This is a genomic window from Candidatus Eisenbacteria bacterium (assembly GCA_016867715.1).
In the GTDB taxonomy this organism is placed as follows: Bacteria; Orphanbacterota; Orphanbacteria; order Orphanbacterales; family Orphanbacteraceae; genus VGIW01.
In genome coordinates this window covers 1-19901 of record VGIW01000060.1, presented here as the reverse complement: position 1 = coordinate 19901, position 19901 = coordinate 1, and the positions used below count along the sequence as shown (strand labels likewise).

Genomic DNA, 19901 nt, shown 5'->3' with positions numbered 1-19901 from the left:
GCTCATCGCGCCGGCTCCTCCCCCGTTTCCGCGAGCTCGATCGTATAGTCCTGATAGTGCGGGTTCACGAGAAGGCCTCCCTTCGGGCTCGCCGCCACCGCGAGCGATTCGGCGAGCGCGAGCGCCTCGCACCCCCGCGCCTCCTGGAACCGGAGAAACCAGAGCGTCGCGAAACGGACCCGCTCGAGACCGGGAAGACGAACGCGCGAGCGGAGCGTCTCCTCCGCGACCGCCCCCTCGAGGTCGTCCTTCCCGCGCACGACGACGAGGACTCCCTCCTCCCGCCATCCGCGCCGGAAATCCTCGGCGTAGCGGAAGGCGTGCTTGTTCGGGTTCACGAAGAGGTTCGACTCGCGCACGATCGATTCCAGGCGCCCGCGAAAATCGTTTCCGTCTTGATAGGTGAACTCCCAAAGATCCGAGCGGTCGAGCCGGACGAGCTTCTCCCCTCCCCGAACGCGCCTCCGGATCGTTTCCTCCGCCGTCGCCGCGGCGAGATCCCCCGCGCGAAGACGAACGAGAAGATAGAGCGTTCGGCTCATCGCATCCCCTCCCGCACCGCTCCCGCGAACGCGGCGAGCACGGCGAGGCCCGGCCCCGCGTCGAAAAGCGATCCCTCGCCGAGCCGAAGGCGCGCCTTCCTCCCGGCCCAGGCGGACCGGATGTCGTCCGGCACCTGATGAAGCCACGCGGCCCGCTCCGGATGCGGCATCATCGCGACCACGTTCCCCGCCCGGTTCGAGAGGGCGGCCGCCCCGAGCGTCGACCCGTTCGGACAGAACGGCTGCACGTCGGTCGCCCTCCCCTCCGGCGTCGCGTAGCGGAGCGGGATCTGTCCCCGCTCGAGCAGCTTCTCGAAGAAGCCCGCCTCGCGCGAGACGAACCGTCCCTCCGCGTGCGCGACCGGAAGGGGTAACGACTCTCCCTCGGCGAGCGCGCGAGAGAGAAACGACCCCTTCCCCTCGTGCACGACCTCGACCCACGCGCAGTGATACCCGGTCCGATGCGGCATCCGGTTCGGCGCGAGAGCGGCCTCGATCCTCTCCCCGTCGAGCCCCGGGACGAGCCCCGCCTCGACGAGGATCTGCGCGCCGTTGCAGATCCCGAGGATCGGCGCCCCGCGCGCCGCCGCCCGCGCGACCGTCTCGAGGATCGGCTCCCGCGAGGCGATCGCCCCCGCGCGCACCCGGTCCTGATACGAGAACCCGCCGGGAAGAACGAACCCGTCGCAGCGATCGAGAAGGCCTTCTCCCTCGTTCCACCGGACGATCTCCGCCTCGAGACCGAGACGGCGGAGCGCGCGCGCCGTCTCCTCTTCGCAGTTCACGCCGGGGAACCGGATCACCGCGGCCCGTTTGCTTCGCACATCAAACTCCCGTGAAGATCGAGGCGAGCGCCTCGCGGCGCGCCTCGCCGATCGCGGCGCGCCCGACCTCGACGATCGCCTTCCCCTCCCGCTCGACGAGAAGGCGTCCCGCGCCGTCGACCCTTCCGATCGCGAAGATCGGGACGCCGAGACGGCGACCTCTCTCGACGATCCCCTCCGCATCCTTCTCCTCGACCTCGAGAAGGAAACCGCCCGACTCGGAGAAGAGACGGACCTCGTCCGGGAGCCCGCGACCGACCGCGTCGATCGCGATCGCCGCGCCGACTTTGGGATCGCCCGCCCCGTCGACCATCTCCGCGTGAGCGCCGAGGAGTCCCCCCTCCGAGATGTCGTGCGCCGCGCGGACGAGCCCCTCCTCCACGAGCCGGCTCACGAGGTGGATCGCCTCCCGCTCCTCCGCCGCGCGGAACACCGGCGGCTTCTCTCCGAGAAGGCCGCGGACCTCGCGAAGGAAGAGCGATCCGCCGAGATCGTCGTAGCGATCCCCGACGAGGAGGATCCTTCCGCCCGGCCCCTTGAGGCCGATCGTCGCCGCGCGCGAGGCATCCCGAACGCGCCCGACGAGGCAGAGGATCGGCGAGGGAGCGATCGACCGGCCGCGGGCCGACTCGTTGTAGAAGCTGACATTCCCGCTCACGATCGGGATCGGACACTCCGGCCGCCCGCGAAGACCGATCGCGGCGGCCCCCTCGCGAATCCCCTCGACCCCCTCGATGAACTGTTGATACACGAAGGGATCCTCGGGGTTCCCGTAGTTCAGGCAATCGGTCATCCCGAGAGGCTCCGCCCCGACCGCGGCGAGGTTCCGCGCTCCCTCCGCCACCGCGAGCACGCCCGCCGCGCGCGGGTCGAGAAGCCCGTACCACGGGTTCCCGTCCGCCGTCGCGGCGAGCCCGACCGGGCACCCGGGGATCGGAAGGAGAACCGACGCGTCCGCCTCTCCCGGACGGATCACCGCGCGCCCCTGCACCTCCGTGTCGTACGAGCGGAAGATCGGCTCCGCGGAGCCGCCGTTCGGCGAGCGGAGCATGCGAAGAAGCGCCTCCCCGAGATCCCCGTCGAAGCCGGAGAACGCCTTCTCCTTCGGGCGCGACGGGGCTTTCGCCTCGCGATCAGCGAGCACGGGACAGGTGATCGCTTCGGTCGCGGCATCGCAGACGAGCGTTCCCCCCTGCCGGATGCGGACCCTCTTCTCTTCCGTGAAGCGCCCGACGACCGCCGCGCGCGCTCCGCGAACGATCGAGGGGAGCTCATACTTGACGTTAAAAAGATCGAGGACCTCCTCCGCGAAGCGTTCGGGGACCGCAAGGCCGTAGCGTTCCTGCGTCTCGGAGACGAGCGCGACAAAAGGAGGAATCTCCTCGGCGAGCGGAATCGCCTCGAAGTCGATCGCGACCCCCATCCCGCCCCGGTCGGCGAGCTCGGAGGCCATGCACGAGATCCCCCCCGCCCCGAGATCCTTGCAGCCGATCGGGATCTCCTTCTCGCGCGCGAGCCGGAAGAGATCCGCGAGCGCGACGTTCAAGACGCGCTTTAGGAACGGATCGGCGACCTGGACGGCGCCCCGGTTCTCGGCCGGCGCGTCGTCCAGAACCGCCGAGGCGAGCGTCGCTCCGCCGAAGCCGCTCGCGTCGGTCGGCTTCCCGACGAGAAGGAACACGTACGGCTCCCGCCTCCCCTCCGGCGGAACGGCGCTCGGGATCACGCGGTCTTCCTCCACGAGGCCGATCGCCACGACGTTCACGAGGCAATTATCATCGTACGAAGGATCGAAGCGGACATCGCCCCCGAGGTTCGGGACGCCGAGCGCGTTCGCGTAGAGCGCGATCCCCTTGACGACGCCGCGCGCGATATCGATCGATCGGTGCGCGTGCTCGCCGCGCGGGTCGCCGAAGCGGAGCGGATCAAGAACGCCGATCACCTCCGCCCCCATGCAGACGACGTCCCGCACGATCCCGCCGATCCCGGTCGCCGCCCCCTCGACCGGAACGACCTGCGAAGGATGGTTGTGGCTCTCGTGCGCGATCACGATCGCATAACGCTTCCCTTCCCATTCGGCGAAGCGGAGAACGCCCGCGTCCTCCCCCGGCCCGAGAACGACCGTGGGCCCCTCGGTCGGGAGACGGCGGAGCGCGGCGCGGCTCGACTTGTACGAGCAGTGCTCGCTCCAAAGAATGTCGAAGATCTGAAGCTCGACGTCGGTCGGATCGCGTCCGAGGAGATCGCGGACGCGCCGGCGTTCGTCGTCCGTGAGGGAGACCGAGGGGGCGAAAAGGGGTTCCCTCACGCGAGAACCCCCGCGCGCCGGAGCAGGTAGTCGACGTGCTTCCGGTGCGTATCGAGCCCGAAGGCTCTCCGGATCTCATCTTCTTCGAGATGCGCGCGCACCTCCTCGTCCGCGACGAGAAGCTCCTCGAGGCTCGTCCCCTCCTCGAGCGCCTCGTGCGCGCGCTTCTGCACGAGCCGGTACGCGTCGCGCCGCGAAAGCCCCTTCCGCGCGAGCGCGAGGAGGAGCGCCTGCGTGCCGTAGCCGTTCCTCGCCGCGCACAGGTTTTCCGCGACACGCTCCTCGTCGATCCGAAGATCGCGGATCACCTCGGTGAAGCGATGGAGCATGTAGTCGGCGAGGATCGTCGCGTCGGGAAGGATCACGCGCTCCGCGGAGGAATGCGAGATGTCCCTCTCGTGCCAGAGCGCGATGTTCTCCATCGCCGGAAGCGCGTACCCGCGGAGGAGGCGCGCCAATCCGGCGATCCGCTCGCACACGATCGGGTTCCGTTTGTGAGGCATCGCCGACGATCCCTTTTGCTTCTTGCGGAACGGCTCCTCGACCTCGCCGACGTCGCTCTTCTGGAGCGCGCGGATCTCCGTCGCCATCTTCTCGAGCGATCCGCCGAGAAGGGCGAGCGCGGCAAGGTAGGCGGCGTGCCGATCCCGGTGGACGATCTGGCTTGCGATCGGCTCAGGGCGAAGATCGAGCGCGGAGAGCACCTCTTCTTCGATCTCGGGGGGATTGTGCGCGAAGGTGCCGACCGCGCCGGAGAGCTTCCCGACCGCCGCTTCCTTGGCGGCTTCCTCGACGCGCCGGAGCGCCCGCTCGATCTCGAGCTTCCAAGCCGCGAACTTGATGCCGTAAGTGATCGGCTCGGCGTAGATCCCGTGCGTGCGGCCGATCGCGACGAGATCCTTGTAGCGGAGCGCCTTCTCGCGGAGCGCGCCGGCGAGCGCGCGCCCCTCGCGCGCGAGGAGCGCCGTCGCCTCGCGGATTTGGAGCGCGAGCGTCGTGTCGAGAAGATCGGACGACGTGAGGCCGAGGTGGAGCCAGCGCGCGTCGGGACCGACCGACTCCTCCACGCACTCGAGAAACGCGATCACATCATGCCGCGTCTCACTCTCGATCTCCGCGATGCGCGCGACGTCGAAGCGGGCGCTCGCTCGGATCGCGCGGACCGCTTCCTCTGGGACCGTCCCGCGCCGCGCCATCGCCTCGGCGACGGCGATCTCGATCCGGAGCCAGTGCGAGAAGCGCCGCTCGTCCTCCCAGACCGCTCCCATCTCGGGCCGCGTGTAGCGGCGGATCATCCGCTCCCCCCCCTTCTTCGAGAAGCGTACTCCTTCAAGACAAGCTCGAAGCGGAGCTTCTCTCCCTTCCGAAGCACCTCGAGCCGGAGACGGTCCCCGACGCGCACGCCGAAGAGCGCGCGGCGCGCCTCCTCGACCCCGCGCACCGGCTCGCCGTTCACGCGGACGATCACGTCCCACACCTCCATCCCCGCCTCGGCGGCCGGGCTCCCCTCGTCCACGTACGTCACGAGCACTCCTTCGAGCGAACGGAGGCCGAGCATCTGCGCCGCGCGCCGCGTCATCTCCTGGACGCGCACGCCGACCCACACGTTCCGCACCTCGCCGTAAAGGATCAGCTCTTCCACGATCCCCTTGGCGGTGTTGATCGGGATCGCGAAGCCCATGCCGAGCGAGCCGCCCCCGCTCGTGAAGATGAACGTGTTGATGCCGATCACCTCGCCGGCGCCGTTCACGAGCGGCCCGCCGCTGTTCCCCGGGTTGATCGCGGCGTCCGTTTGGATCATGTCTTTGTAGATGCCCCCTCCCGAATCCCCCGCGCGCACATCGCGGTGCACGGCGCTGATCACGCCGGCGGTCACCGAGGGCTGCGTGTTGTTCAGGAGGTATCCGAACGGGTTCCCGATCGCGATCGCCCACTCGCCGATCGAGAGGTTCTCCGAATCGCCGAGCGGCGCGACCGGAAGATCGGTCCCTTCGATTTGAATGAGCGCGAGATCGTACGAGGGATCCGTTCCGACGATCTTCCCCTCGAACGTGCGCCCGTCGCCGAGGACGACCTCGATCTGGTCCGCTCCTTGGATCACGTGCGAGTTCGTGAAGATGTACCCGCGCTCGTCGAAGATGACGCCCGACCCCATGCTCGCTACTTGCTGTGCATATTCTCGATACGGCAAGAAATCGCGGAGAAACTGGTTGAAGAAGTCGTCATGCGAGCGGAAGAAGGGGCTCGACCGAACGATGCGCGTCTTCTTCACCGAGACGGTGACGACCGCCGGGCTCACCCTCTCGGCGGCGATCACGATCGCGCTGCGGCGGTCCTCGTGGATCGAGCGGCCGGTGTCCGGGGCGACCGCCGCGGGGACCGGAACAGCGAGGGAAGGAGCGTCCGGATCCTCGGCGAGGTGCGGCGCACGCTGGAGAAGGAGAAGAACGGCGGCGGCCCCCACCCCAAAGCTGAAGACAAGAAGCAGGATTGCGCGCGCCAACGCGCCCGACCGATTCGTGATTCGCCTAGTCAAGTGTGAGCCCCGATTTCTTCCAGTCCTCAAGAAACTTCTCGATCCCGATGTCGGTCAGCGGATGCCGGAGCATCTGCAGGGCGACGCCGAAGGGGATCGTCGCGATGTGCGCGCCCGCGAGCGCCGACTCGACGACGTGGATCGGGCTCCGGATGCTCGCCGCGAGGATTTCCGTCGGGATCGGGTAGTTCTGGTAGATCGCCGCGATCTCGCGAATGAGGTCCGTGCCGACATGGCCGCAATCGTCGAGCCTTCCGACGAACGGACAGACGTAGGTCGCGCCCGCCTTCGCGGCGAGAAGCGCTTGGCTCGACGAGAAGACGAGCGTCACGGTCGTGTCGATCCCCTCTTCGGAGAGAACGCGCACCGCGCGAAGGCCGTCCTTCGTGACCGGGATCTTCACGCAGATGTTCGGCGCGATCGCGCGAAGCTTCCGCCCCTCGCGGACGATCGTCTCGTGATCGGTTCCGAGAACCTCGGCGTTCACGGGCCCCTCGACGATCTCCGCGATCGCCGCGAGGATCCGGCGCGGGTCTCCGCCTTCCTTCGCGAGGAGGGTCGGGTTCGTCGTCACGCCGTCCGCGATCCCGAGGGCGGCCGCCTCGCGGATCTCCTTCACGCTGGCGGAATCAAGGAAGATTCTCATCGGTTTCTCCTTCGAGCGGGAAAGGGTCCGCGCCGGCGGCGGCGTAGCCGATCTCCACCAGATGCAGCCCGCGCGCCGGGGCGGTCGGCCCGGCCAGGCGTCGATCGCGCGCGGCGAGAACGGCGCCGATGTCGTCCGGGGAGCGGAACCCCCGGCCCACCTCCACCAGCGTCCCTACTATAGTACGAACCATGTGGTGAACGAAGCGGTTCGCGAGAATTTCATAATGGAGCTCCGGGCCCCGCTCGCGCCATCCCGACGCCTCCACCACGACCCGGTTCATGCGGTCCTTTCGGGAGGCGTCCGCGAAGGAGGTCGCGTCGATCGGGCCGACGAACGAGCGAGCCCCCTCCCGAAGATGCCCGACGTCGAGACGAAACCCGACCTCCCAGACGAAGCGGCGCCGGAGCGGGTCCCGGCCGCGCAGGATTCGATACCGATAGGCCCGAAAGCGCGCGTCGCGGCGGGAGTCGAAGTCCGGAGGCGCCTCAGCCGCGGAGAGGACGAGGAGATCCTCCGGGAGAAGCCCGCGGAGCGCCCTCTCGATCACGGACGCGGGGAGAGCGGTCCGGGATCGGAAGTGGGCGACCTGGCGAAGAGCGTGCACTCCGGCATCGGTCCGCCCGGCGCCGAGAACGCGGACCTTCTCCTCGAGGACGCTCTCGAGCGCGCGCTCGAGCTCCCCCTGCACCGTCCGGCGCCCCGGCTGCACCTGCCAGCCGTCGAAATCGGTCCCGTCGTAGCGGAGATCGAGACGAAAGCAGCGCAGGTCGAGTTCGGGCGGCACCGCTCCCGCCGGCCCGCTCACCGTTCCCTCGCGGACGGTTCGGCGCCGGCGCGGCGAAGGAGCGCGACGAGGAGAAAGAGCCCCGCGAGCACGAGCTCGAGCTTCGGGAGCCAATCCCCGTGCCGCGCGTAGAAGGTGTCGGCCGTTGTCGGGACCACCTCCGCCGCAGCGTACCCCTTCTCGTAGAGCCCGAGGCGCTTCACCACACGCCCTCGCGGGTCGGCGATGAGCGAGATCCCGGTGTTCGCCGAGCGCGCGAGATACACGCCGAGCTCCACCGAGCGGAGCCGCGCCATCGCCGCGTGCTGGAAAGGGGCCGAGGTCGTGCCGAACCAGGCGTCGTTCGTGAGGTTCACGAGGAAACGCGCCCCCTCCCGCACGAAGCGGCGGCAGAGGGAGGGGAAGATCGCCTCGAAGCAGATGTTCGCCGAGAACTCCGTCCCGCGGATCCCGAAGACGGAGTAGTCGCTCCCGGGAGCGAAGTCCGCCTCCCCGAGGTTCATGCGCGCGATGAAGTCGAACCGGGCGTGGAGCGGGAGGCGCTCGCCGAACGGGACGAGGTGGATCTTCCGATACTCTCCGCGCACGTGCCCCCCGACGTCGACCAGCATCGCGGCGTTGTAGTACGCGTAGTCCCCTTCTCCCGCGGCGTACTCCGCGTCCGGGAAGCCGAAGAGGACCGGAACGCGCGTCTCCTCCACGAGATCGAAGATCTGCTTGAAGTATCGATGTTCGTGGCGCACATACACCGGAACCGAAGTCTCCGGCCAGACGAAGAGATCGATCTCCGGGTCGGCCGCCGCGGCTTCTCTCGTGATCCCGGCCAGGATCCGGATTGATTCCTCCTTGTAGAGCTCGGTCCACTTCTCCTCGGCGAGGATGTTCGGCTGCACCACCGCGACCCGAACCGGCTTTCCCGACGCCGCCGTCTCGCTCCGCATCGCGCGAACCCCGTCGATCCCGACAAAAAAGAGGAGGAGCACCGCCGCGGCGAAGCGGAGGGCGAACGTGCGGAACCTCCTCTCCGCCGCGTGGAGGATGCTCTCCGCGACGAGGACGTTCACAACGACGACGAATAGCGTCACCGCGTCGATGCTTCCGAATCGAGCGATCTGCACGAGGAAGAGATGGTCCATGAGCGCGTACCCGAGCGATCCCCACGGGAAGCCGAGCGTGCCGAGCGAACGGAGGTGCTCGGTCGCGCCCCAGACGATCGGCGCGAAGAGAAGCGCCGGGAGCTTCCCGTCGAGCATCCGGAAGAGAAGACCGAAGAGCGCGGGGAAGAGAGCGAGGTACGCGGAGAGAACGAAGAGGCCGCCGAAGGCAAGCGCGCGCACCGGGATTTCCGTCTCCGAGAGAAGGCCGATCCAATAGAGAAGCCCGAGGAAGAACCCGAAGCCGAAGAGCCAGCCGGTGCGGAAGCCCGAGAGGGGATCTCGCGATCCCCTCGGCGCCTTGAGGAGAAGAAGGAACGGAACGAGCGCACAGAAGACGAGGAAGCCGGGCGCGTTCTTCTGGAACGGAAGGGACGCGACGATCCCCGCGAGAAGAGGGACGAGGACTGAAGGTCCTCGCTCTCCGGCTCCGCTTTCGAAAGCGATTCCTTTACGCACCGAACTTCTTCAGGCGTCCGGCGTGCGCGAGCGCGAGCGGGAGGATCTCGCGGGCCGGGAACCTCCCGAGAGAGCCCGCCGCCGAGCTCGACTCGCCGAACTCCCTCGTCCCGTCCGGACGGACGAGCCGCCCGTTCATGAGGAAAGGGACCGGATGGAAGCTGTGGCTCTTCATGATCGCGGGAGTCGAGTGATCCCCCGTCACGATCACGAGCTTGTCCGGGAGATCGTCGAGGCGCGGCAGGAGGCGATCGACCGCCTCGATCGCCTTCTTCTTCTCGGCGAAATTACCGTCCTCTCCCGCCTTGTCCGGATCCTTGATGTGCAAAAAGAAGAAGTCGTATTCGTTGTAGTGGGCGACGAGCGCCTCGAAGAGGGACGAGGCGCCCCCCTTCACGTCGAGAACCTCCATGCCGACGAGGCGGGCGAGGCCGCGGTACATCGGGTAGAGCGCGAGGGCGACCGCGCGGAGCCCGTAGCGCTCCCGGAAGGTCGGGAGCGGGCGATAGCGGGCGAACCCGCGAAGGAGAACGCCGTTCGCGCGCGTCTCGGCGGCGAGGCGCTTTCTCGTCTCGTCGATGAAGCGGTTCGCGATCTCGGCGGCGCGCGCCGCTTCCGGGCGCTCGGCGCGCACGATCTCCGGCGGGACGCCGGTCGCCTGCGGATCGGAATCGGAAAGAGCGTCCTCAAGCCCCTCGCCTCGGAAGACGACGACCGCTCGGTGCTCCTTCTCCGCGCGGACGAACACGCGGACGCCCGGGATCTCCATCCCGTCGAGGAGAGCAACGAGCCCCTCGCACTCCTCGGTCGGGATCCGGCCCGCCCTCCGATCGACGATCCTTCCTTCCGCATCCAACGTCGCGAAGTTGATCCGCGCCGCGAGGTCGATCGTTTCGAGAGGGAAGCCGACGCCGAGCGCGGAGAGAACGCCCCGGCCGACGATGTGCGTGAGCGGATCGTATCCGAAAAGCCCGAGATGCCCCGGCCCGCTCCCCGGCGTGATCCCGGGAGCGACCGGATCGATGAGCCCGGTCTGACCCCCCTTCGCCAGCCGGTCGAGGTTCGGCTTGACGGCCGACTCGAGCTCCGTCCGTCCCCCCGGTTTGTCGGGCAGGCCGCCGAGCCCGTCGAGAACGATGAACGCGATCCGATCCCCGGCGCTTTGCACGTGTGACGAAACCACTCCTTCGTACGTCATCTTGCGGCGATCTCCTTCGGTGAGGAACGAGCTTCCCGAACGCTAGCAGACCGACCGGCGTCCGTCAACCGCGCGGACGACGCGGCGGGCGCAGGATGAGCGAAGCGCCAGGCCCCCCTCGCGAGGAAATGCCCGCGATCTACGCGGGCGGCGCACGCCTCGATCCCGACCAGCCCGCCCGCGTTTCCGGCCGCGCATTTCGTTCTTGTCCTGCCGGTGACGAGCCCCCGCTCCTTGCCTCAATGCCCGAGACATACGGTTTCCCGTTGCATGGATATTTGTTACGGTGGAACAATCCAATAGTAGTCGGCTTGGAAGACGATTGAATGAGAAACCCACCGATCAGGTCCGGCAATGCCGTCATCGATGCATGTTTCGATCTCTGCGTGGAGATCCTTCTCTGGTTGGCTGACCTGTTCGGCATGAGCTATTACACGATCAACATCTGGATCTTCTGCATCATCTGGCCGGTCGCAACGATGGTTCTCGTCATTCTGGTCATCCGCCAGGGATTCAGGATTCGGAAGCTGAAGCAGGAACTGAAGCAGAAAAGCGAACAAGGAGCTGAAGGCGACGCGCGAGGGCGTGCGCCTTAGCTTCACGTTAGGGCTACAAGCAGGAAGGAAGGTGGTCGCGATTTGCGGCCACCTGTGGAGTCTGGCGTATTCCGGGGACACGATACCAGTTTCGGGACGATTCGAGACTCATCCCGATCGCAAGCTGGGCGAAATCAGTATGGTGTCCCCCGAATTCCCCCCGAATTCCGAAGCCGGGAAGCCAGTGGTAGAGCTCGCCTGGGCGTTCCTTGCAGACTCCGCGCGCTCTACGGCGCCGGGCGGTCGTCGAGGCCGGAATGGGCGACCGCGACCCCGTCCGTCGCCCCGGTGAGAAGCGCGAGCGCGAGAGGTTCCTTCTCCGCGGCGATGCTCCCTTCGGGGAGCACGTCGAGCGCGGCGAGGCAAACCCTTGCGAGATGAAAGAACGTCCGCTCCTCGTTCCGAGGAACCGGATCCGCCGAGGGGATCTCGATCCTAAGAGGGTTCACGTAGGTCGCGCCGTGCTTCATCCGAAAGTCGAGGTGCGGACCGGTCGCGAGCCCGGTGGAGCCCACGTAGCCGATCACTTGGCCCTGCTCGACGCGCGTCCCCGTGCGAATTCCCTGAGAGAATCGCGCGAGATGCCCGTAGGTCGTGAGGTACGACCGCGGGTGCTTCACCTCGACGATCTTCCCGAACCCACGCTTCCAACCCGCGAACACGACGGTCCCCTCGCCGATCGTGACGACCGGCGTCCCCGGCGCGGCCGCGTAGTCGATGCCGAGGTGCGGCATGTAGCGCTTCAGCACCGGATGGAAGCGCCGATGGCTGAACCCCGAGCTGATCCGCCGATAGTTGAGAGGCGAACGAAGAAACGCCTTCTGCAGCGAGGAACCGTCGGGCGCGTAGTAGGCCGCCTTCCCCCCTTCCGGACGAAAGAGGATCCCCGCGACCTGTCCTCTCTCCCCGTCGTAGCGCGCGGCGAGGATCTCCCCGTGCCTCTTGAACTGGTCCCCCTGGTAGATCGCTTCCGCGAGAACATCGAAGCGATCCCCGGTGCGGCAGTCGGTGAGGAAGTCGAACGTCCACGAGAAAACGTCCGCGAAGCGGACGACGAGATCGGGCGAGGCGCCCTCGGCGAGAAGCGATTCCCAGAGAGAGTTTCGGATCCTTCCGCGGAAATGCGCGACCTCGCGTCGGGTCGGCATCGTCTCGCTGGAGGCGATCCAGATGCTCCCCTCTCTCTTCGAAACGAATCGATCGCCGTTCTCCCTCACCACCGTGAAGGAGAGGACATCCCCCGCGATGTCCCTCGCGATCTCCAGATGATCGTCGGTCCGGTAGCGCGAGGATGGAACGTAGGCGGCGAGCGCGGCGAGCAAGCTCGTCGCGGTCCCCGCGTCGACTCCCTTTCGGATGATCCAACCGGCCGGCGTCTCCCCTCGGCTCAGGCGGCCCTCTACCGTCTCGAAGACCCGATCCTCCGGCTCCGGAAACGGTTCGAGCTCCGCGCTCTTCTGTTCCGTCGCCGGGCCGCCGCAGGCGACCGCGAAGAGGAGCCCCATCCATCCGAGGGCTTTCACCGTCCTCACCATGAGTCCTCCACGGGAAGGGGGGCGGCCCGCGCGAGCGGGACACGCGACCGGCCGCCTCACCCCCACTTATCGGAAACTAATTCGCGCTCTCGAATCGCCCGCCCAGATGCTTCGCGAGAAACGACTCGGCGGCCGCGTAGAACTTGAGCCGGTTCTCCGGCTTCGCGAAACCGTGCCCTTCGTCAGGGAAGAGCAGATACTCGTGATCGATCCCCTTCGCCTTCATCGCCTCGACGACCTGCTCCGACTCCGCTTGCTTCACGCGCGGATCATTCGCCCCTTGAGCGATCAGCATGGGGATCCGGATCTGATCGACTTTATGGAGCGGCGAGCGGGACTTCAGGAAGTCGGCGTCCTTCTCCGGATGGCCGAGCCTGCGGTGCAGAACCTCGAGGAACGAGGACCAGTAAGGGGGAACCGACTCGATGAACGTGATCAGGTTGCTCGGGCCGACCATGTCGACCGCGCACGCGAAGAGGTCCGGCGTGAACGTGGCGCCGACGAGCGCGGCGTATCCGCCGTACGAGCCGCCGTAGATCGCCACGCGCTTCGGATCCGCCCATCCCTGCTCGGCGGCCCAGCGGACGGCGTCCACGAGGTCGTCGTGCATCTTCCCCCCCCACTCGCGGTCGCCGGCGTTCAGGAACTCCTTCCCGTATCCGGTCGAGCCGCGGAAGTTCACCTGCAGGCAAAGATAGCCGCGGTTCGCGAGCCATTGCGCCTCGGAGTTGTATCCCCAGCCGTCGCGGTACCACGGGCCGCCGTGCACGTTGAGGACCATCGGCAGGTTCTTTCTCTCGACACCGATCGGGAAGGTCGCGTAGCCGTGGATCGTGAGGCCGTCGCGCGACCGGAACGAGATCGGCTCCATCTTGGCAAGCTTGTAGTTGTTCAGAGCCGGCCGGTGATCGAAGAGGAACCTCGTCTTCTTCGTCTTGCGATCGAGCATGTAGTACTTCACCGGACCGTCGTCCGCCGTGAAGCCGATCACCCAGATGTCGTCGTCGGTGTTCCGCCTCGGCGCGCCGTGCGTCCCCGGATGGAGCCTCTCGAGGATCGCCCAATCCTCGCGGATCGAGGGATCCACGACGGTCCATTCCGTGCGGGCCTTAGTGATCGCGTAGGCCTGAAGCTCGTAGGAGTCCGGATGGATCATCGCGCCGCTCACGTCGTAAACCGGATCCTCGGCGATCACCTCGTAGGTGCGGGTCGCGAGGTCCATCTTCGTGAGGCGCGCCGCGTTCGCGTCGCGGGAGTCGAGAAGGTACATCGACTTCCCGTCCTTGGTGAACGCGATCGGCTCGCTGCTCATGTTGTCTTCCATCGACCAGGTGAGGATCTTCTCCCACTCCGCCTCGGGCGCCGAGCGGACGAGAAGGTCGAAGCCGCCCTCCGCGTTCGCCGCGAGAGCCCCGCGGACCTTGAACTCCGCGTCGACGATCCAGCTGAGGAAGTTGCCCGGGTTCTTCGCCACCTGCTCGAGCGTCCCGCTGTCGAGGGAGAGACGATAAACGTCGTGGAAACGGGCGTCGTCCTTGTTCAGCCCGATGAGGATCTCGTTCGGGTAATCCTTATGGACATCGATGATCTGCGCCTGAACCGCCTCGAAGGGAGTGAGATCGCGAATCGCGCCCGTCTCGAGATCGACCGCGTAGATCCGCCAGTTCTCATCGCCCCCCTTGTCCTGCACATAGAGGAGATGCTTGTTGTCCTTCGCGAAGAAGTAGCCGCGGATTCCGCGGTCGGTGTCGTGGGTGATCGGCGCGTAATCTTCCCCGTCGATCGACCCGAGCCAGACGTTGAGGACCCCGTTCACCGGGGCGACGTACGCCATCCGCTTCCCGTCCGGAGAGACCTGGGGGCCGGCCTTCTCGGGGTTCCCGAAAAGAACGTCGCGGGGGATGAGGTCGGGCATCGCCGCGCGAGGCGCCCCCACAGAGAGAAGAAGAGACGCGACCACGAGAACCGATCCGAGCCACACGAGCTTGCCGAACATCGCCTGAGAACTCCTTTCCCTTCCTTGAACCCGTTCCGGAGATCGCGGGAGAGGCCGCGCGGGGAGCCTCACCCGCCGGGGCGCCACTACGGAGTGGAGACGCTCCGGAGCGGGAAAATGTTTCTCCGCCAAGAGGATGCGGACTTTCGAACCCTACCTTCGCCCCGAAAGGCGTGTCAAGACGAAAGACGAGACCCGGGAACTTTCCGTTGACACCACCCGGCGAGCCCGGTAGCCTCATGCGCCGTAGCGACTTCCGGCGAAAGGCGATCCGCATGCTCTCCGTCATCGTTCCCGTCTACAACGAGGTCCGGACGATCCGAGAGATCGTCCGACGGATCCGCGAGGTGGATGTCGAGAAGGAACTTCTCATCGTCGACGACTTCTCGACCGACGGAACAAGGGAAATCCTCGAGAAGGAGATCGCGACGATCGACGGGGTCCGCGTCTTCTACCACGCGCGGAATCGCGGGAAGGGCGCGGCGATCCGAACCGCGATTCCGGAGGTCCGAGGAGAGATCGCCCTCATCCAGGACGCGGATCTCGAGTACAGCCCGACCGAGTATCCCCGCTTGATTCGGCCGATCGTCGAGGGGGTGGCGGACGTCGTCTATGGCTCCCGATTCAAAGGGGGCGAGACGCGCGTTCATCTCTACTGGCACTACGTGGGGAACCAGCTTCTCACGACCGTCTCCAACATGTTCACCAACTTGAACCTCACCGACATGGAGACCTGCTACAAGGTCTTCCGCGCCGACATCCTAAAGGGGATTCCGCTCCGGTCCGACCGCTTCGGTTTCGAGCCGGAGATCACGGCGAAGATCGCCCGCCGCAAGTGCCGCGTCTACGAGATCCCGATCTCTTACTACGGCCGCGACTACGCCGAGGGGAAGAAGATCGGGTGGAAGGACGCCGTCGCCGCGTTCTACTGCATCGTCCGCTTCTGGATCGCCGATTGATCGGACGGGTGAGGGGTCCCGCGAGGCAGGGGGCTCCTGTTTCCGGCGGCCGGTTCCAGAGCGAGGCCTCGCGTGAAACCGACGCGAGCTCTCGCGCGTAGAACCAGGCGTACGACTCGCGAAACGCACGCGGGGACCCCGCGCGAAGTAAGGAGAAGACGATGGTCATCGCACACCGCTCGGCTCGGAACGGGTTCGTTCTCGCGGCGGCTCTCGCCGCCGTTCTCGCCGCCGCGACCCTCTCCCCCGCCGCGCGGGAAAAGGTGCGCGGCGAGGGCCCGGTCGTCGAAGAAGTTCGAAGCGTGAAGGATTTTCACGGGATCCGGCACGCGTGCGTCGGAACCGTGCGCGTGGCGGTGGGGAAGGAAGAGGGGCTGATCGTCCGCGCCGAGGAGAACATCCTCCCGCACCTCGTGACGGAAGTTGAAGACGGGGTTCTCGTCGTGCGCGGCGAGAACGGGTACGACCTCCGGCCCAAGAAGGAGCCAGTGTTCGAGGTGACGGTACGAGCGCTCGACCTCATCGAGCTGGAGGGGAGCGGCTCGATTCGGACGGGGGATCTCGCGGGGAGGACGCTGACCATCCGGCTGTCGGGGTCGGGCGACATCGAGATCGGCGCCCTGGACGCGGACCGGCTCGACGCGGATCTGGCCGGTTCGGGCGATCTCGTGCTTCGCCGGGCGGCCGCGCGCGAGGGTTCCTTCGCGCTTGCCGGATCCGGCGACCTCCGCGCCGAAATCCTCGACGTCCAGGAGCTGGAGGTTCGGATCGCGGGCTCCGGGGGCGTCGCGTTCGGGCAGGGGGTCGCCGGACGCGCCTGGATCGAGCTCAGCGGCTCCGGCGGCTTGGCGATGAGCGGCGTCCGGACCGGCGAGGCGGATGTCTCGATCGCCGGATCCGGCTCGGTGGAGATCAATGTTGCCGATCGGCTCGACGCGCGGATCGCCGGCTCGGGAGACATCGTGGTCGAGGGCGATCCCGTGATCCGCTCCGCGGTCGTCGGCTCAGGCGAGGTGATCCGAAGATAGTCGTCCCAGCGGCGATTCGGGGACGCTCTGCTCACCTGTGCTGGGGTGATGGCGTTCCGGGAGCACGCATAGCGGCGCTTGTGACCGGGCGGCGGCGAGACGGTCACGTGGTCCGCCACGACGCTCGAAGCGGTCTGTCGCGAGCCGGTCAGCCACATCACCAACGGTCCTCTGACTCACTGCGGCCCCCGTGCTGGCCCCTCACTCTAAAGGCTATCACTCGGCGGATGAGCCCCGGCGAAGAGAGAGCAGCACTCGTCGGCCGTTCCCACACCAGCCAGGCCTGTCTCAAGGCCCGACCGAAGCCCTGGCTGAACCTCTCTGCAGCCGGATCGCCGAAGAGGCCTAGCACCCTAGCCCGATAAATATCATCGCGTGGCCCCTTGACATGGGCCTTATCACTTGCTATGTTGCCGCTAAAGACGCCCTCGAGCGACATAAAGGCGAACAATGGACCAGCTGCCAGGAGACGACTACCCGGCCCAGATCAAGCGTCTGCGAGCCCGCCTCGGCCTCACGCAAGTCGCCCTGGCGGAGAGGCTCGGGGTCTCGTTTCCGACGATCAACCGATGGGAGAACGGGAAGTCCCGTCCGTCCCAGCTCTCCTGGAGCCAGATCCTGAAGTTGGCGGGTGAGGAAGAGGCCGAACGGGTCTCCGAGCCCGAACCTCCGCCGTACACTGCCAAGCCGCCCGTCCTGGACTTCACCGCCGGGTCGGACGTCGTTCGGACGCTCGTCGAGGGCGAGCGCCTGTCGTTCGGACACCTGGCGAATCCGGCCTTCGCCACCGAGATCGCCAGCATCGACCCCCTGCCGCATCAGCGCATCGCTGTCTACGACCACATGCTGAAGCAAACCCGGCTGCGCTTCCTGCTGGCCGACGATGCCGGCGCGGGCAAGACGATCATGACCGGCCTCTACATCCGAGAGATGCTCTCCCGGCGCCTGCTCAAGCGGGTCCTGATCGTTCCGCCCGCGGGCCTTGTCGGGAACTGGCAGCGGGAACTCTCGACGCTCTTCAGCCTTCAGTTCGACATCACGAGCGGTAACGACGCGCGGACCGGGAACCCTTTCACGGGGCCGTCGAGCGACCGATTGATCGTGAGCGTGGACACCTTGGCTGGAGACCGGATGTTCGCGCGGCTTCAGGAGGAAGACATCGAACCCTACGAGGTCGTGGTGTTCGACGAGGCGCACAAGCTCTCGTGTGACCGGGGCGCTGACTTCCGCGTTCGCAAGACCGACCGCTACCGCTTGGCGGAGGCCATCGCCGGAGTTCACACGGGCGACCACACGTGGCGATTGCCGTGGCACGCGCATCACCTGCTTCTCCTGACGGCGACGCCCCACATGGGCAAGGACTATCCGTTCTACGCCCTCTGGCGTCTGCTCGAACCGGAGGTGCTGACGACCACGGAGGCTTTCGACCAGTTCCCCTCTGACCATCGGAAGCAGCACTTTATCCGACGCACCAAAGAAGAGATGGTGAAGCTGACCGGCGAGCCGCTTTATCCGCGCCGCATCGCGGACACGCTTGCCTACGACCTGGATCAGGGCGACGTGAGCGAACAGCGGCTGTACGACGAAACAACCGAGTACCTGCAGCACGTCTACAACAAGGCCAAGCTCCTGAATCAGTCGGCCGCCCGCCTCGCCATGGGCGTTTTTCAGCGCCGCCTGGCAAGCTCAACCTACGCATTGCTTCGTTCGTTCGAGCGCCGCATCGAGAAGCTCAGCACGGTGATCGACGACGTCCAGGCAGGCCGGATCACCATGGAGCAGCTTCAGACGCTTCAACGCAGGATCACTGAAGACGACGACGTCCTGGAATCCAAGACCGCCGATGACGAAAGCACGGAGAACGGCCAGGAAGAAAACGAGGTGGCCGAGGGGAAGCTCTTGCAGGGCGTCATCGCGGCCTCCCTCGCGGACCTGGTAGCGGAACGGAAGCAGGTCGAGCAACTTCTAGACCTTGCCCGTCGGGTCCACGATCTCGGACAGGAGTCGAAATTCGACAAGCTGCAGGCCATCATCACCGACCCCAAGTTTGCCGGCGAGAAGCTGATCGTCTTCACGGAGCACCGCGACACCCTGGACTTCCTGGTCCGTCGCCTCGGCGGGTTGGGCTACACCGGCCAGATCGCCATGATCCACGGCGGCATGCACTACACCGAGCGACAGGAGCAGGTGGAACGGTTCCGCAAGCGAATCGGCGAGCGCGGCGCGCGCTTCATGGTCTGCACCGACGCAGCCGCCGAGGGTATCAATCTCCAGTTCTGTTGGATCATGATCAACTACGACGTGCCGTGGAACCCCGCCCGCTTGGAGCAACGCATGGGCCGCATCCACCGCTACGGCCAGAAGCACGATCCGGTGATCATCCTGAACCTCGTCGCGCCGTCGACGCGGGAGGGCCGGGTTCTCAAGACGCTGCTCGACAAGCTGGAGAAGATCCGCAAGCAGCTCAAGAGCGACAAGGTCTACGACAGCATCGGACGCATCTTCGCCGACGTGTCCATCAAGGCGTACATGGAGATGGCTGTGCTCGGCGATCCCGATGACATCGCCAAGGAACTCGACGGCCGCCTCACGAAGGAGCAGGTGCTGGCGCTCGCCGAGCGTGAGCGCCGTCTCTTCGGCGATGGTGGCGATGTGAAGAAGGAACTCCCGCGCCTGCAGGAGAGCATCGAGCAGGAGACTTTCTTCCGCCTCCTCCCCGGGTACGTTCGACGCTTCATCTCTTCCGCCGCCCCGCTGGTCAACATCCAGGTTGATGGAGATTTGGGGGGCGTCTTCGCGTTGCGGCCTGCGAAGAAGGGCGCGGTTGACCCTCTACTGGCAGCGCTCGAGGTCTACCCGGCCCACCAGCGCAAGAGCCTGTCGGTTCTGCGGCCCGAGGACCGCGAGGCGTGCGTGTGGATGCACCCTGGCGAGCCGGTGTTCGAGCGCTTTCGAGAGATAGTACGCGGTCAACTCGGCAAGGATGCCCTGCGCGGCGGCGTCTTCGTCGATCCCACCGCGAAGAAGCCCTACCTATTTCACCTCGCCAGGATCACCGTGGTGCGCAAGCAGGATTCCGAGATCGAGGAGCTCGGTCAGGAAGAGACCGTGGAGTGCCGCCTTGTCGGGGTCCGACAAGCCGAGGGCGCGGAGGTTTCGCTGTGCCCCGTTGAACACCTGCTCTTGCTGCGTGGCGGTCACGGCCTACCGCCGGAAGCCCAGCGTCTGGCGGTCGTCGCCAAACAACACCGTGAGCTGGCTCAAGCCTACTTGACGGAGCGCCTCGCCCGCACAATGGCCGTCGAGAACAGATCACGGCTCCTGAACACCCTC

Annotated in this window: 15 protein-coding genes; 4 read left to right on the top strand and 11 right to left on the bottom strand. The window is 66.6% G+C overall.

The features are described 5' to 3' along the window. Window positions 1–2: 2 nt before the first annotated feature. The 9 genes from FJY73_10200 to FJY73_10160 are packed head-to-tail and all read right to left on the bottom strand — an operon-like array spanning window position 3 to window position 10454. Window positions 3–542: a hypothetical protein gene (locus FJY73_10200; GenBank protein MBM3321034.1), complete on the bottom strand. Its 540-nt coding sequence runs from the start codon at window positions 540–542 to the stop codon at window positions 3–5. Then, window positions 539–1366 (bottom strand): phosphoribosylformylglycinamidine synthase I, encoded by an 828-nt coding sequence (gene purQ, locus FJY73_10195; GenBank protein MBM3321033.1) that lies wholly within the window; start codon window positions 1364–1366, stop codon window positions 539–541. The genes FJY73_10200 and purQ overlap by 4 nt, the downstream gene beginning before the upstream one ends. A 1-nt stretch (window position 1367) precedes the next feature. Further along, window positions 1368–3674 carry a phosphoribosylformylglycinamidine synthase subunit PurL gene (gene purL / locus FJY73_10190; protein ID MBM3321032.1) on the bottom strand — a complete coding sequence of 769 codons (2307 nt, stop codon included), beginning with the start codon at window positions 3672–3674 and terminating at the stop codon, window positions 1368–1370. Continuing rightward, the gene (locus FJY73_10185) at window positions 3671–4969 is read right to left on the bottom strand and encodes an adenylosuccinate lyase (protein MBM3321031.1); all 1299 of its coding nucleotides are present in this window, start codon (window positions 4967–4969) and stop codon (window positions 3671–3673) included. Before FJY73_10185 ends, purL begins: the two co-directional genes overlap by 4 nt. Continuing rightward, complete coding sequence (locus FJY73_10180; protein MBM3321030.1) at window positions 4966–6210, bottom strand: trypsin-like peptidase domain-containing protein; 1245 nt, start codon at window positions 6208–6210, stop codon at window positions 4966–4968. Before FJY73_10180 ends, FJY73_10185 begins: the two co-directional genes overlap by 4 nt. Continuing rightward, window positions 6203–6856: a fructose-6-phosphate aldolase gene (gene fsa, locus FJY73_10175; GenBank protein ID MBM3321029.1), complete on the bottom strand. Its 654-nt coding sequence runs from the start codon at window positions 6854–6856 to the stop codon at window positions 6203–6205. The genes FJY73_10180 and fsa overlap by 8 nt, the downstream gene beginning before the upstream one ends. Further along, window positions 6840–7664, bottom strand: a complete 825-nt coding sequence (gene truA, locus FJY73_10170) for a tRNA pseudouridine(38-40) synthase TruA (protein ID MBM3321028.1) — start codon at window positions 7662–7664, stop codon at window positions 6840–6842. The genes fsa and truA overlap by 17 nt, the downstream gene beginning before the upstream one ends. After that, complete coding sequence (lnt, locus tag FJY73_10165) at window positions 7661–9256, bottom strand: apolipoprotein N-acyltransferase (protein ID MBM3321027.1); 1596 nt, start codon at window positions 9254–9256, stop codon at window positions 7661–7663. Before lnt ends, truA begins: the two co-directional genes overlap by 4 nt. Further along, complete coding sequence (locus tag FJY73_10160) at window positions 9249–10454, bottom strand: 2,3-bisphosphoglycerate-independent phosphoglycerate mutase (GenBank protein MBM3321026.1); 1206 nt, start codon at window positions 10452–10454, stop codon at window positions 9249–9251. Before FJY73_10160 ends, lnt begins: the two co-directional genes overlap by 8 nt. Window positions 10455–10780: 326 nt before the next feature. On the opposite strand from FJY73_10160, the gene FJY73_10155 reads away from it, so the two are divergent. Beyond that, window positions 10781–11050 carry a hypothetical protein gene (locus FJY73_10155; protein MBM3321025.1) on the top strand — a complete coding sequence of 90 codons (270 nt, stop codon included), beginning with the start codon at window positions 10781–10783 and terminating at the stop codon, window positions 11048–11050. A 227-nt stretch (window positions 11051–11277) separates the two neighbouring features. Here FJY73_10155 and FJY73_10150 read toward each other — a convergent pair whose 3' ends face one another. Beyond that, window positions 11278–12585, bottom strand: coding sequence for a M23 family metallopeptidase (locus FJY73_10150; GenBank protein MBM3321024.1), 1308 nt, complete (start codon window positions 12583–12585; stop codon window positions 11278–11280). A gap of 76 nt (window positions 12586–12661) precedes the next feature. Next, window positions 12662–14500: a S9 family peptidase gene (locus tag FJY73_10145; GenBank protein MBM3321023.1), complete on the bottom strand. Its 1839-nt coding sequence runs from the start codon at window positions 14498–14500 to the stop codon at window positions 12662–12664. A gap of 320 nt (window positions 14501–14820) precedes the next feature. Here FJY73_10145 and FJY73_10140 point away from each other — a divergent pair, with 320 nt between their 5' ends. The 3 genes from FJY73_10140 to FJY73_10130 all read left to right on the top strand — a co-directional run. Next, window positions 14821–15540 carry a glycosyltransferase family 2 protein gene (locus tag FJY73_10140; GenBank protein MBM3321022.1) on the top strand — a complete coding sequence of 240 codons (720 nt, stop codon included), beginning with the start codon at window positions 14821–14823 and terminating at the stop codon, window positions 15538–15540. Window positions 15541–15701: 161 nt separating this feature from the next. After that, a complete protein-coding gene (locus FJY73_10135) occupies window positions 15702–16568 on the top strand; it encodes a DUF2807 domain-containing protein (protein MBM3321021.1) in 867 nt (288 codons plus the stop codon). Window positions 16569–17018: 450 nt separating this feature from the next. Then, on the top strand, window positions 17019–19901 hold a 2883-nt coding region (locus FJY73_10130), incomplete at its 3' end, for a helix-turn-helix domain-containing protein (protein ID MBM3321020.1).